The 13,952-nt window shown below is 36.6% G+C and carries 16 protein-coding genes; 15 read left to right on the forward strand and 1 reads right to left on the reverse strand.

Annotation, left to right across the window (positions count from 1 at the left end):
* Positions 1–50 precede the first annotated feature (50 nt).
* From J7K93_09085 to J7K93_09125, 9 genes are all read left to right on the forward strand, one after another.
* Entirely contained in the window at positions 51–737 is a 687-nt protein-coding gene (locus J7K93_09085) for a phosphoribosylaminoimidazolesuccinocarboxamide synthase (protein ID MCD6117155.1), read from the forward strand.
* Positions 724–1,398 (forward strand): phosphatidylserine decarboxylase, encoded by a 675-nt coding sequence (locus tag J7K93_09090; protein ID MCD6117156.1) that lies wholly within the window; start codon positions 724–726, stop codon positions 1,396–1,398. The genes J7K93_09085 and J7K93_09090 overlap by 14 nt, the downstream gene beginning before the upstream one ends.
* The gene (pssA, locus tag J7K93_09095) at positions 1,395–2,132 is read left to right on the forward strand and encodes a CDP-diacylglycerol--serine O-phosphatidyltransferase (protein ID MCD6117157.1); all 738 of its coding nucleotides are present in this window, start codon (positions 1,395–1,397) and stop codon (positions 2,130–2,132) included. The genes J7K93_09090 and pssA overlap by 4 nt, the downstream gene beginning before the upstream one ends.
* A gap of 7 nt (positions 2,133–2,139) precedes the next feature.
* Positions 2,140–2,325, forward strand: coding sequence for a twin-arginine translocase TatA/TatE family subunit (locus J7K93_09100; protein MCD6117158.1), 186 nt, complete (start codon positions 2,140–2,142; stop codon positions 2,323–2,325).
* Between the two features lie 44 nt (positions 2,326–2,369).
* Complete coding sequence (locus tag J7K93_09105; GenBank protein ID MCD6117159.1) at positions 2,370–2,570, forward strand: twin-arginine translocase TatA/TatE family subunit; 201 nt, start codon at positions 2,370–2,372, stop codon at positions 2,568–2,570.
* Positions 2,571–2,856: 286 nt separating this feature from the next.
* Positions 2,857–3,339 (forward strand): adenosine-specific kinase, encoded by a 483-nt coding sequence (locus J7K93_09110; protein MCD6117160.1) that lies wholly within the window; start codon positions 2,857–2,859, stop codon positions 3,337–3,339.
* A gap of 107 nt (positions 3,340–3,446) precedes the next feature.
* A complete protein-coding gene (locus J7K93_09115) occupies positions 3,447–4,160 on the forward strand; it encodes a GNAT family N-acetyltransferase (protein MCD6117161.1) in 714 nt (237 codons plus the stop codon).
* A gap of 51 nt (positions 4,161–4,211) precedes the next feature.
* Positions 4,212–4,544, forward strand: coding sequence for a tRNA-binding protein (locus tag J7K93_09120; GenBank protein MCD6117162.1), 333 nt, complete (start codon positions 4,212–4,214; stop codon positions 4,542–4,544).
* 210 nt (positions 4,545–4,754) lie between these two features.
* A complete protein-coding gene (locus J7K93_09125) occupies positions 4,755–7,019 on the forward strand; it encodes a GH92 family glycosyl hydrolase (protein MCD6117163.1) in 2,265 nt (754 codons plus the stop codon).
* A gap of 150 nt (positions 7,020–7,169) precedes the next feature.
* Here J7K93_09125 and rocD read toward each other — a convergent pair whose 3' ends face one another.
* Positions 7,170–8,375 carry an ornithine--oxo-acid transaminase gene (rocD, locus tag J7K93_09130; GenBank protein MCD6117164.1) on the reverse strand — a complete coding sequence of 402 codons (1,206 nt, stop codon included), beginning with the start codon at positions 8,373–8,375 and terminating at the stop codon, positions 7,170–7,172.
* A gap of 329 nt (positions 8,376–8,704) precedes the next feature.
* On the opposite strand from rocD, the gene J7K93_09135 reads away from it, so the two are divergent.
* The 6 genes from J7K93_09135 to surE all read left to right on the forward strand — a co-directional run bounded on the left by J7K93_09135 (position 8,705) and on the right by surE (position 13,949).
* Entirely contained in the window at positions 8,705–10,264 is a 1,560-nt protein-coding gene (locus tag J7K93_09135; GenBank protein MCD6117165.1) for a response regulator, read from the forward strand.
* Between the two features lie 84 nt (positions 10,265–10,348).
* On the forward strand, positions 10,349–11,074 hold the full coding sequence (locus tag J7K93_09140) for a hypothetical protein (GenBank protein MCD6117166.1): 726 nt from the start codon (positions 10,349–10,351) through the stop codon (positions 11,072–11,074).
* Positions 11,075–11,143: 69 nt separating this feature from the next.
* Positions 11,144–11,614 carry a tRNA (adenosine(37)-N6)-threonylcarbamoyltransferase complex ATPase subunit type 1 TsaE gene (tsaE, locus tag J7K93_09145; protein ID MCD6117167.1) on the forward strand — a complete coding sequence of 157 codons (471 nt, stop codon included), beginning with the start codon at positions 11,144–11,146 and terminating at the stop codon, positions 11,612–11,614.
* Positions 11,614–12,288, forward strand: a complete 675-nt coding sequence (gene tsaB / locus J7K93_09150; protein MCD6117168.1) for a tRNA (adenosine(37)-N6)-threonylcarbamoyltransferase complex dimerization subunit type 1 TsaB — start codon at positions 11,614–11,616, stop codon at positions 12,286–12,288. The genes tsaE and tsaB overlap by 1 nt, the downstream gene beginning before the upstream one ends.
* Positions 12,289–12,322: 34 nt before the next feature.
* Positions 12,323–13,207, forward strand: coding sequence for an acetyl-CoA carboxylase carboxyltransferase subunit beta (locus tag J7K93_09155; GenBank protein ID MCD6117169.1), 885 nt, complete (start codon positions 12,323–12,325; stop codon positions 13,205–13,207).
* Entirely contained in the window at positions 13,176–13,949 is a 774-nt protein-coding gene (surE, locus tag J7K93_09160; protein ID MCD6117170.1) for a 5'/3'-nucleotidase SurE, read from the forward strand. The genes J7K93_09155 and surE overlap by 32 nt, the downstream gene beginning before the upstream one ends.
* The last annotated feature ends 3 nt before the right edge of the window (positions 13,950–13,952 follow it).

Below are 13,952 nucleotides of genomic sequence, written 5' to 3' on the forward strand. Positions count from 1 at the left end.
GCAAATCAAATACAATACTGTCTCTGTTTAAACTAAAGATAGGGGGAGTTGTGGAAATTAAAAAAGGAAAAATCATTTACAACGGAACAACAAAAAAGATCTATCCTACTGAGGAGGAAGGCCTTATTGTCCTGCATTTCAAGGATGAGTTGCCCGGAACACAGAGTAAAGTTAAGAACAAAGGGAATGTAAATGCAAAAATATCCCGGACACTTTTTACATTTCTTGAAAGTTATCATGTATTGACACATCTTTCTGACAGTATGCAGGATAATGAAATACTGGTTAAAGAGGCTGATGTAATACCTGTACAGGTTGTTGTATGGAATATTGCAGACAAGGATTTCTCAAAAAGATTCAAAATTAAAAAGGGATTCATGCTTGAGTATCCTGTTGTTGAGTTATATCTGAAAAACAAGGATGTAAAAAATCCCATGATTTCTGCTGATTATGCCAGCGCTTTCGGGCACGCAACTCATGATGAAATGAAAGAGATTGACAGTATAAGCAGAAAAATTAATGCTGTCCTAAAATCTTTTTTCAGCAGAAGAAAATTACTTCTCGGAAAAATTGTTCTTGAATACGGACGCAGTATGAATGATGAAAAACGAATTATGCTCGTAGATGAAATATCCGCTGATTCAACAATGCTTTATGATTCGGATAACGGATTGGAATTTTTCTCGAAATTCAAATCTCTTGCTGAAGCCTACAGGGTTATGGATGAAAGAATCTGATTTTAAAGGGGTAATCCTGTTTGAAAAGGGCGCACTCTTTTTTGCGGTTACGGGTTGCATGACAATTATTTTTTCAATTATCTTTGCAGTGTCCGGTTATATTTCTATTCTGTGTCTGGCATTTCTGAGTTTTATTATTTTTTTATGGCTGACCTGGTTTTTCAGAAATCCTTCGAGAGAATGTAGAAAAGGCAAAGACCTTGTAATTTCTCCTGCTGACGGCAGAGTAGTCTTAATTGAAACCAATCTGTCTGATTCGTTGTTTAATGAACATGTAGTCAAAGTAGCGATTTTTTTATCACTCTTTAATGTTCATGTTAACAGAATACCGGTGAGCGGAAAAATTTTTGATGTGAGTGTAGAAAAGGGGCTTTTTCTTCCCGCATTTGAAAAAAAAGCGGGAGAGAATAATTTTAAAAAATCAATTCTAATTAAAAATGATAATATTTCAGTAAAAGTTAACCAAATTGCCGGTATAGTTGCAAGACGTATAATCTGTTCTTTAGAAAAAGATGATAAAGTAGTCCAGGGAGATCCGTACGGTATGATTCTATTCGGATCCAGAGTTGAGATTATTATTCCTTCAACAGTAGAATTAAAAGTTAAAACCGGCGATAGAGTAAAAGCAGGGGTTACAGTGATCGGAGAGCTGAAAAAATGAAGATAAAAGCTCCTTTTATCCCGGGAATCTTTACAATGCTTAATCTGGTTTTAGGTGTTGCTTCAATAGGTGCAACTGCTGACGGATTATTTTTGACGGGAGCCTGGCTTTTAATTTTTGCAATTTTTTGTGACGGTATGGACGGCAAAATTGCACGTTGGACAAATTCAACATCTGAATTTGGAAATGAGCTTGACTCTCTTGCGGATTTGGTTTCTTCGGGAGTAGCTCCGGGCCTTTTAATATTTATGCTTCTGCGATCTAATGGTTTTGCGATAGCGCTTATTTTTATGTGCATTTTTGTAATGGCTGGTGCTTACAGGCTTGCAAGATTTAATATCCTGCAAATGGGAGACAGAAGTATAGGATATATTGGCCTTCCCATACCTGTTGCAGGATTTACTGCAGCCTCTTTTGTTCTGTTGCTTTATCAGGATATTTTTACTTTTGTTAGTATCGGATGGCTATTTATAATTGTGCCGTTTATCTCAATACTAATGGTAAGTACTGTTATGTACCACTGGCCCAGGTTTGAGTTCGGGAAATCATGGTTAAAATCATTTTTATCTCTAATAAAGATAGCCCTTCTGATTTCAATGATGCTTTTACCGCATTATGTACTTTTTCCGATTTTCTGCGGATATATTTTAAACGGTTTAATAATTTGGCTTTTTAAAATAAAATTAAAGGATGTTTCTTTGGAATTTCTTTTCTGGCCCAAGGTAAATAGATGAGAATGATATGTCAATAGGCCCTTATGAGATAGTTATAATTTTAATTGTTTTTCTTTTTGCGTTTGATAAAAAAGAATTGCCTCATGTCATACGTTCATTTGTCAGGACAATAAGAAAACTTAGACACAGTGCTGAAAAAACAAAAGAAGATTTGGAAAAAATTATAATTGACAATAATGATCTGGAAGGATAAAAAGTAACCTGTTAATAAATAATTAGATCTCGGAGGTAATTAAAATGGGATTAGGATCAATCGGCCCTGCTGAATGGCTGCTGATTTTTATGGTACTTCTTCTCTTCTTCGGCGCAAAAAGACTGCCTGAACTTGCAAAAGGTCTTGGAAAAAGTCTGAAGGAATTTAAAAAAGCAACCCGCGATGTAGAAAAAGAACTGGATGAATTTGATAAAGACGAAAAGAAGGAAGATGATAAATCATAAAAACTTGATTTTTGGGACATAATCAATCAGGTTAGAGAATTTATTAAGAACAACAGAGTTCTTGCGTTTTTTAAAAAACTTTTAGTGTGAACTGAGTAAGTGTTTTATTCGTAAAAAGGATTAATACAAAAAGAAAACATGCAATTCTCAGTCTGCATTTTTATGTTAGTGAAACAAAATTAATTTTTGCCAATAAATTTTTCATATAGGAGTATAATTTACAAATAAATGATTGAAATATTAAGGACTGATTTTTATCTAAGAGGATTTAATTCCGGAGAAAATAATGGATTTTAAAATCATTGACATTGATAAGCCTGTGGATATGAACTTTATACTGGGCCAGTCCCATTTTATCAAAACTGTGGAAGACCTGCATGAAGTGCTTGTGCAGACAGTACCAGGCATTAAATTCGGCCTGGCATTTTGTGAAGCATCCGGGCCAGGGCTTATCAGATTTTCAGGAACAGATGAAGAATTAACGGACCTTGCAAAGAAAAATGCTTTAAAAATAGGCGCAGGCCATTTATTTATCATTTTTCTCGGAAATGCTTTTCCTGTTAATGTACTTGGGCCAGTAAAAAATGTACCGGAAGTATGCAGAATATTTTGTGCAACTGCAAATCCTGTTCAGGTTATTGTAGCGGAAACCGAACTTGGCAGAGGTATTACAGGTGTGATTGACGGAATAAAGCCAAAAGGGTTTGAAACAGAAGATGATATTCAAAACAGGAAGGACCTTTTGAGGACAATAGGGTATAAACTATGAAAGATATACTGAGCTAAATATTAATAAAGCAGTTATTGTTATCCGACTTGCTTTTACTATGGAAGTAAAACAGCATAATTGGGCTTCTTTAGAATGGGGACATGAAAGTGGATAAAGAAGAGAAAATTCCTTCTGTAACAATTGATACTTTTGCAAGAAGCATTTTTAAACAGGCAAAAGATTATGGGTTTATGCAGATAGATTATGTAAGGCTTGTTAATAAAATCCTCGATTGCGCAACAAATCCGGATAATAGCATCAATGACAGGCCCTATAAAAAAAATGACATACAAAAAAGAATAAATGCTGACAATCTTCCTGTCAGCGGAGAAAGAATTACAATAAGGAAATTTGATAAACGCCTGGATCTGAAAGACCTAAAAATCTGGTTAGATGATAAATCCGGGCGTTACTTCCTGATGTCCCATGCAACATCAAGAATTTTAACTGTTGATGAACTTTTAAAAAACAATAATAATGTTCTCGGGACAATTATTTTTAAAGAAAATAGCAGAGTAATAGGTATGATGGCATTTTTAAACAAAGATGATTTCCAGAAAAAGGCTGAGCTGCGGAAACTTATCGGTGTGCCTGAGATGCGCGGTAAGGGACTTGGAAAGGAAGCCACAAGCCTGTGGATTGAATACGGCAAACAGGGCCTTAAGCTCAATAAGATTTATTTAAATACTCTTGATACAAATATAAGAAATATAAAGTTAAATGAAGAACTCGGTTTTAAAGTTGAGGGAATTTTAAGAAATGAGATACTTGTTGATAACTCTTACAGAGATGTATTGCGTATGGGGTTATGGCAGGATTGATTGTTCTTATTTGTGTACTGTGGTTTGAGATTGTTTCTATCGGAGATTTAAATGGTTGTAGAATACGATGATTTTAAAAAACTTGATATGAGAGTTGGCCAAATTATAGATGTTGTACGGGTGCCGGACAGTAAAAATCTTTATTCCTTGACAGTGGATGTCGGTTCTTCGGAACTTGTGAAAATTGTAAGCAGCCTGATTCCGTATTATTCTGAGGAGGAGCTGAAAGGAAAAAGAATAATAGTTCTTGTAAATTTAAAACCTGCCAAAATCAGAGGAGAAATCTCTAATGGTATGCTTCTCGCAGCGGAAACAGAGGACAGCTCTGAGTGTGTTCTGATTGCACCCGAATCTTTAATACCTGTAGGCACAAAAATTCTATAAAAATATTATTCAAACAATGTTTTCCATGAATCAGAATAATTGGCCAGCATTACATGAACTTCCTGTGGAAAGGTGTTTTTTTGCAGAAAACCCATAAGCATTTTAGAAAATCCATAATCTTTGTTTTTATTCTTGTATTTGCAGGTGATAATGTTTAAATTAAAACAGACTTTCCCTTAACCCGAATAACCATAAAGGAGTAACAGTAAAATGATGAAAGTAAAACTATTTTTTGCGGCATACCTGTCATTCTTTATGTTGATCAGCTGCAGCAGCCGTAATCCCGATTCTATCAAAGCCGGGAATGAAAATCTGGTTCAGTACATTAAGCCACTTATTGGTACAAATAATGACGGAAATGTATTCCCCGGGCCTTCCTTTCCTCACGGAATGGTACAGCTTAGCCCTGATACTGACAAGAGAAGCTGGGAAACAGCTTCCGGGTATGAATATGCAGATACAACGCTTTATGGGTTTAGTATGCAGCACTTAAGCGGCACAGGCATTCCCGACCTTGGCGATTTTTTAATCCTTCCGACTAAAGGCAGGCCTAAATCCGGGAAAACCACTCCTTTTTCCCATGTTGAAGAAAAAGCAGAGGCAGGTTACTATTCCGTAAACTTAGAAGAGTATAACATCAAAGCAGAACTGGCAGCAAGCCCGAGAGCAGGGATATTGAGATTTACGTTTCCAAAGTCCGACAGTTCAAATATTATGATAGATCTCGGCCATGTTCTTCAATGGAGAATTGTGTGGTCTCATGTCAGGGTTGAGGATAAAAGCCTTGTTACAGGTTATCATCTTGTAAACGGCTGGGCAAGAGAGAGGCGTCTCTTTTTTGCAGCCAGATTTTCCAAACCGTATGATTCTTTCGCAATAATAAAAAATAGTAAAAGGGTATTTTACAATACGCGGCGGTTTACAAGCAAATATGAAGCATTCGGGCGCAATCTTCAGTTTGTCGCCGGCTACAAAACAAATAAAGACGAAGTAATACTTGTTAAAATTGGAATTTCCGCTGTAAGCGCAGCAAATGCACTGATGAATCTTGATACTGAAATCCCTGATTGGGATTTTGATAAAGTTGTGCTGAAAAACCGTGCTGCATGGGAAAAAGAGATGCACAGAATGCAGGTGAAGGGCCCTGAAGATGTCAAAGAAACATTTTATACTGCACTTTATCATAGCCTGCTTACACCAACTATCTATGATGATGTTGACGGTGCATATCGCGGCGAGGATAAAAATATTCACCATGCAGAAAATTTTCAACCTTATGCAATCTTTTCTCTTTGGGATACATACAGAGCACTGCATCCATTATACACACTTATTGATCAGAAACGAGATGTGGATATGATTAATTCCATGCTTGCTCTTTATGATCAGAGTGTAGACAAACTTCTGCCAATATGGTCGCTTAACAACACTGAAACCTGGTGTATGATCGGCTATCATGCTGTTTCTGTAATTGCTGATGCATGCCTTAAAGGATTGAAGGGGTTTGATTATCAACGAGCATATAAAGCAGTAAAAACAACTGCCATGAATCCTGACTATGACTCGGTTAAAGAATATGCCCGCATTGGATATGTACCGTTTGATCATGAGAATGAATCTGTATCCAAAACTCTTGAGTATGCCTATGATGACTATTGCATAGCACGCATGGCAAACAAACTTGGTAAAAAAGATGATTATAAGTATTTTATGAAAAGGGCCGCGTCTTACAAAAACATATTTGATCCGTCAACCAATTTAATGAGAGGCAGGGATTCTCACGGAAATTTTAGAACGCCGTTTTATCCCCATAAATACATTGCAGATATGAACAAACGGGATATAACAGAAGGTACAAACTGGCAGTACACATGGTATGTGCCGCATGATGTAAATGGCCTGATAAAACTTATGAAAGGCCGGGCTGCTTTTAATAAAATGCTTGATGAGTTTTTTAATTATTCGGGGAAAAAAGGCAAAGTTGAGGAGGGTTCAGAAGATATAGGCGGAAGATTCGGCGAATACTGGCACGGAAACGAACCCTGTCATCATGTTGCTTATCTCTATGATTATGCCGGAAAACCGTGGAAGACCCAGAGACTTATAAAAATGATTATGACAAGCCAGTACGGCAACAAACCGAATTCTCTTTGCGGGAATGATGACTGCGGGCAGATGTCCGCATGGTATCTTTTTAACTGTATGGGATTCTATCCCATAGCTCCAAGCAGCAATATCTATGTTGTCGGAACTCCTTGTGTTGAGAAAGTAACTGTTAAACTTGCCGAAAAACGGAAATTGATCATTCAGGCAGAGAATTTTTCTAAAAAGAATATGTACATACAGTCAATGACAGTGAACGGCAGGGAGTGGAATAAGCCATTTATCCCTTATGAAGAAATAAAGAATGGAGGGGAAATAGTGTACGTTATGGGGCCTGAGCCGAATAAACAGTGGGGAGTTGGCACTAATTGAAGACTGATCTGTAAAATTTGTAATTTCAGAAGATCTCTGCGTAAAAAGGAAAACGCATAACTGATTTATTGAGATGACAGTGTAATGCTATTAATATTAACAGGCGTATCTATGGAAGATACGCCTGTTAATTATTTATACCGATTCGTTCTAATTCAAAGTCTCAAGAACTTTTTTGATCCTGTCAAATGCCCAGTCAAGGTCTTCTTTTTTGATAACAAGAGGAGGTGCGAATCTAATAACATCCTCATGAGTCTCTTTGCAGAGAAGCCCTTCATCCATAAGCGCTTCGCAGAATCTTCTTGCTCCGCCTGCTTCTTTATGAAGTTCCAGCCCAATCAGCAGCCCGCGGCCTCTGACTTCTTTTATATGTTTACTGTTAATTGTACGTAATTTATCCATGAAGTAGTTGCCGAGTTCATTTGAATTTTCTACAAGTTTTTCTTCGGTTAAAACTTTTAATGCTTCGCGTGCAACAGAACACGCAAGGGGATTTCCGGCAAATGTTGAACCATGTTCGCCCGGAGTAAAAACTTCCATTATTTCTCTGTCTGTTACAACTGCAGATACCGGATAAAAACCGCCTGAAAGTGCCTTGCCCATTATGTATGCGTCAGGTTTAACATTTTCCCAATCTGAAGCAAATAGTTTTCCGCAGCGGCCGAGCCCTGTCTGAATTTCGTCTGCAACCATAAGTACGTTATTTTCAGTACATATCTCTCTTACTTCCTTAAGATAACCTTCCGGAGGAATTAAAACTCCGCCTTCTGCCTGAATAGGCTCATATAAAAATGCAGCCGTATTTTCATTGATAGCATCTCTTAAAGCCTGAGCATCGCCATAGGGAATTGATTTGAAACCCGGTGTGAACGGAAGGAAATATTTTTTGTAGTGTTCTTCTGTTGAAAACCCTACAATTGTTGTTGTTCGTCCGTGGAAATTGCCTGCACATGTAATAATTTCTGCCTTGCCAAGTTCAATATTTTTCTTAGTATATCCCCATTTTCGTACCATTTTGATTGCGGTTTCAACAGCTTCTGCACCGCTGTTCATGGGGATAAGCATTTCTTTTCCGGCAAGTTCACAAACCTCTTTACAGAAAAGTGCAAGCTGGTCATTTCTGAAAGCACGTGATGTAATTGTAAGTTTATTGAGCTGTTCTGTCATTTTTGCTATGATTCTGGGATGGCAGTGGCCCTGATTGACAGATGAATATGCAGCGAGAAAATCCAGATATTTATTACCGTCAACATCATAAACCCAAATGCCGTCACCTTTGCTTAAAATAACATCAAGAGGCTTGTAATTGTGTGCGCCGTACTGATCTTCCAATTTAATGAGTTCTTCAGAAGTCATAACGTCTCCTTTGTAATAAATTTTATAAATATTTCAGAATTAATATGGTAATTGTTCAGGATAGAGATAAATGCTATGCTAAATCCATATTTTTTACAAGAAGAAACAGGAGCATATCTAATTCCAATCTGCTTTTAAATTAGAAACAAAATCCCGACAATATTAAAGAAAATAAGTGAAAAATGCAAGAGTAAAATATAGATATTTATTTACGTTTTCGTAAATTTATTGATAACAGAGAGTTTGGCAAAATTATCTCATGAAAATTTTATTGACTATCATACGAAAAATTGTTAAGTTTTATAGCTTTTAAGGTACTAGATCTAAATATGAATGGAAACAAAGGGAACATTCTGTGGGCAGATGATGAGATCGATCATCTGAGATCGCATATAATTTTTTTACGGGAAAAAGGTTATAGTGTAACACCTGTTACTAATGCTGAAGATGCCATTTCTCTGGTAAAAAAAGAAAGATATGATATTCTTCTTCTTGATGAAATGATGCCTGGTATGGACGGCCTGGAAGCATTGAATAAAATTAAAATTATTGACCCGTCTATACCTATTGTTATGATTACTAAATCGGAAGAAGAAGATCTGATGGAAGAGGCAATCGGTGGTAAAATTGAAGATTATCTGACAAAGCCGGTTAATCCAAGCCAGATTCTGTCTTCATGCAAAAGAATCCTTGAAAAACGGCGTATAGCAAGAGATAAGATTACCAGAGATTATATTGAAGAATTCTCTGAAATTACAAATTTATTACAGGGGCAGTTGGATTTTAAAAAGTGGGCAGAGATACATCTTAAACTCTCTGAAAGATATTTAAACCTTGATGAACACAATGACCTTGGCTTAAATCAGACCCTTGAAGATCAGAGAGCGGAATGCAATCATTCATTCGCACGTTTTATTGAAAGCAACTATAGGGAATGGATAAATTCGGATAAAAGGCCTGTTCTATCAACTGATGTAATGAAAAACTATGTATTCCCATTTCTTAAAAAGGGCGAAAAAGTTCTTTTTATTGTCATAGATAACCTCAGGCTTGATCAATGGCTTGCCATTGAACCTATGCTGTACGATTTTGTAAAAATTGAAAGGAATTATCAGTGTTCTTTAATCCCCTCTGCTACGCCATACAGCCGGAATAGTATTTTTTCCGGGCTATTCCCATCTCAGATAAAAAAACAATTTCCTGAATATTGGATGAAGAACGCTGATTCTGAGGCAAGTTTGAACAAATTTGAGTATGAATTTTTAAAATTTCAGGTAAATAAAAACCATATCAATGTTAAAGGCAATCCCCAATATTTAAAAATCATTACCAGGGAAGAGGCAAACCATGCACTTATTCATTTTAAAAATATGGTAAATAATCAGCTCATAGCAATGGTTTTTAATTTTATTGATATAATTTCACACAGAAGGAATGATTCTGAAATAATTCATGAAATTGTACCTGATGAATCAGCATATAGATCCCTTACAAAATCGTGGTTTAAGAATTCGTCTCTGTTTGAAATTATAAAAAAAGCAGCTCAGGAAAAAATTATAACCGTACTCACTACTGATCACGGATCTATTCGGGTTAAGAGGGGGACAACTATTTATGCTGACAGATTTGCCTCTACAAATTTAAGATACAAATATGGAAGAGGGATTCGTGCTGAAGGTAAGGGTTTTATTGAAATAAACAGCCCTGAAGAATATGGTTTGCCTGTCCAGAGCCTGAATACAAATTATATAATTGCAACTGAGGATGTTTTTTTTGTTTATCCGACAAATTACCATAAATATCTGACTCTTTTTAAAAACAGCTTTCAGCATGGAGGAATTTCTCTTGAGGAGATGATTCTTCCTGTTATTACAATGACTGCCAAATAATAATATACTTGTTAATTGAACGTCAATTTAAGGAATGTGAAAATCAATTGGACTGTTTGATATTTTAAAACCAGGAGACAGATAATGGACAAAGGAATATCCTATATTATTTCAGAAAGAGTATTTTCTCAATTCACGGGATATCACCGCGGAATTGTTTTATGTTATGAGGTTAATAACGGGGAATCTCCTGAAAAATTGGTTAATTTGTTAAGATCTGAAGAAAGTGCTCTGAAAGGACGATTAAAAATTGATCAAATCTTGGAGAATGAACGTATTTCGTCATGGCGTGAAGCTTATCGGAAGTTTGGTGCCAAACCGAGTAAATTCCGGCCGTCAATGGAAGCTATGGCAAGAAGAGTTCTTCGAGGAGATAAAATTCCGTCAATAAATAAACTGGTAGATATCGGAAATATAATTTCATTGCGTCATTTAGTCCCGGTAGGAGGACATTCAATAGACTCTGTTAAAAATGATTTATCGTTGATGTACGCACAGGGAGATGAAATTTTTATTCCATTTGGTTCTGATAAAATTGAGAATCCGTTGCCTGGAGAAATTATTTTTACAGAAGGCAAAACAGTACTTACAAGACGCTGGACCTGGAGACAGGCAAATCATACCATATTAATTCCTGAAACAAAAAATGTTGAATTTAATGTTGACGGGCTACCTCCGGTTAATGCCGGGGAAGTAGAACAAGTATGTGCTGAAATTATTGATTTGTTGAAAAAATATTGCGGAGGAAAATATCAGCATGAAATGCTATCGGAAAAACAATCAAAAATAGCATTAATGGAACAAATGTGATTATTTGTCCGGATATTTTGTATCGAATAATTGATTTGAAAGGAGAGAATCATAAAAGAATCCGTTATCTTGTGTAATTCAAAGATTGAATACAGGTCCAAAAGTCGGGAAGAAACTTTTAATATTGCAGTGAAACTGGCCGAAAGAATTAATCCCGGTGATATCATTGCATTGTATGGAGACCTTGGAAGCGGGAAAACCGTGTTCACTCAGGGGTTATGCAGGGGATTAAATGTTTCAGATTACGTAACCAGCCCGAGCTTTACCCTTGTACAGGAGTATAGAGGAAATGATCTGAATATTTTCCATTTTGATTTTTACAGACTTTCTTCTATGCAGGATGTTGAAAATCTCGGACTTTTTTATTATTTTGACAGAGGGGGGATTTCAATAATTGAATGGCCGGAAATAGCAGATGATATTTTACCTGCTGATACAATAAAAATAAGATTCGGAAGAGTTTTTGACAATGGCCTGTTCGTTGAAAATGAAAGGATTATCTCTGTAGAATTTTGCAAGATAGCTGAGGATAGGAATTAATGAATGTACTTGGTATAGAAACAGCAACAGAAGTCTGCAGTACAGGCCTTTCGAATGAAAACAGTATTATTGCAGATTATCGCCTTAATAGGGGATATACTCATGCAGAGATGCTTCCAGGTGCAGTTAAACACATTATGAAGCAATCCAATATTTCGATGAAAGACCTCGATGCAATCGCAGTTTCCATAGGCCCTGGATCATTTACCGGCCTGAGAATAGGAATTGGATTTGCCAAAGGGCTTGCAAAAGGATGCAATATCCCTTTAATCGGCGTACCGACCCTTGATGCTCTTGTTAAACAGCTTCCTTTTGCTGCAGAATTTGCTGCAACGATTCTGAAATCCAGAAAAGGTGAGTATTACAGAGCAGTTTACAGGAATGAAAATAATGCATGGATTTTAAAAACTAAATATGAAACTCTTCCTGAAAAGGATATCCATAAAGGCCTGCCTGCTGATAAATCAATTATTATTACAGGCGATATAAATGGTTTTTTAAGATCGCAAATAAAAAATTATATTAAGAGTGCTATTTTTGCAAATTATGACTATTTTATGCCGAACGGCTCTTCAGTTTCATCAGAAGGTATTAAAAAATTGTCAAAAGGAACTAATAGCGTAGAAGACAGTGTTACGCCCATTTATCTAAACAAATACTTGGGAGCGTTATAGAGATTGTTTGAAAAACTGAATGTAAGGAAGTAAAATGACGTGGTTTAAAAGGAAATTGCCAGGGTTGACATCAAATATAAAAAAGGATATCCCTGATGGCCTTTGGATAAAATGTAAGGAGTGCGGAGAAGTTATCTACAAAAAACAGCTTGAAGCTAATTCTTACGTGTGTACAAAATGTGATTATCACTTTAGAATTACAGGGAATAATTACATCAAATTATTGCTTGATCACGGTTCGTTTAAAGAGATGTCACCTGATATGGAATCGGTTGATTTCCTTAACTTTAAAGATAAAAAGAAATATTCCCTTCGCCTTGCAGAAGTTAAAAAGAAAACAGGGCTGAAAGACGCCATACGCATAGGAGAAGGTTTAATAAACGGGCTTCCTGTTGTATTTTGTACAATGGATTTTTCGTTCATAGGCGGCAGTATGGGATCCGTTGTCGGAGAAAAAATATCAAGAGCTATAGAAAAAGCAAGAGAGAAAAAATTACCTCTGATAATTGTATCTGCAACAGGCGGAGCAAGGATGATGGAATCAATTATTTCTCTTATGCAGATGGCTAAAACATCATCAAGGCTTGCACGTTTCTCTGAACAAGGAGGGCTTTATATCTCAATTCTTACAAATCCTACAACAGCGGGAGTTGTTGCAAGCTATGCAATGCTTGGAGATATACATATTGCAGAGCCGGGAGCTTTAATAGGGTTTGCAGGCCCCAGAGTTATCAAGCAGACAATTGGCCAGGATCTTCCGGAAGGATTTCAGAGTTCATCGTTTCAGCAGGAACACGGTTTTGTTGATTTAATTGTCAACAGAAAAGACCTGAAAGATACATTATATAAAATTATAAATTTTTTTATTGAAGACCGGGGGAAAATGAGTGAGCGCTCATCCTACAATACTCTTGACTAATGATGACGGAATTGATGCACCGGGGATTATGGCTGTTTACAAGGCTCTCATAGATCGTGGATTTAAAGTGATAGTTGTAGCGCCTGAATCGGAAAAAAGCGCAGTAGGACATGCTATAACGCTTTCTGAACCCCTTAGAGTAAAAAAAGTGGCAAAAGACTGTCCGCTTGCCGGATATTCAGTCACTGGAACTCCTGCAGACTGTGTTAAAATTGCATTCTGGACAATACTTGAGAAAAAACCCGATCTCATAATATCCGGAATAAATTTGGGGGCAAATACCGGAATTAATATGCTCTATTCGGGTACTGTATCTGCGGCAACAGAAGGAGCCATGCTTGGTATACCTTCATTTGCAATTTCTCTCGCTACTTATAAAAACCCTGACTTCGATTTTGCAGCAAGATTCAGCTGCAAAATTGCGGAAGAAATGCTGAATAATCAATTGCCCCAGGGCGTCTATCTTAATATAAATATTCCTGCAATAGACGAGAAAGAGATAAAAGGGATATCTGTTACCAGACAGGGTAATGAAATATTCAGGGAAAAATTTGAAAAACGTTATGATCCAAGGGGAAACATTTACTACTGGCTTTCAGGACAGAAAATTAACAAAGAGAGCAATATTGAAATTGATGAAAGTGCCGTGCAATCAGGATATATTTCAATCACGCCCGTACATTTTGACCTAACGCATTATGAATCTATTGAAACGGTGAAAAGTTGGGATGTTACTGCATAATAA

Source organism: bacterium, assembly GCA_021158245.1.
In the GTDB taxonomy this organism is placed as follows: Bacteria; Zhuqueibacterota; QNDG01; order QNDG01; family QNDG01; genus QNDG01.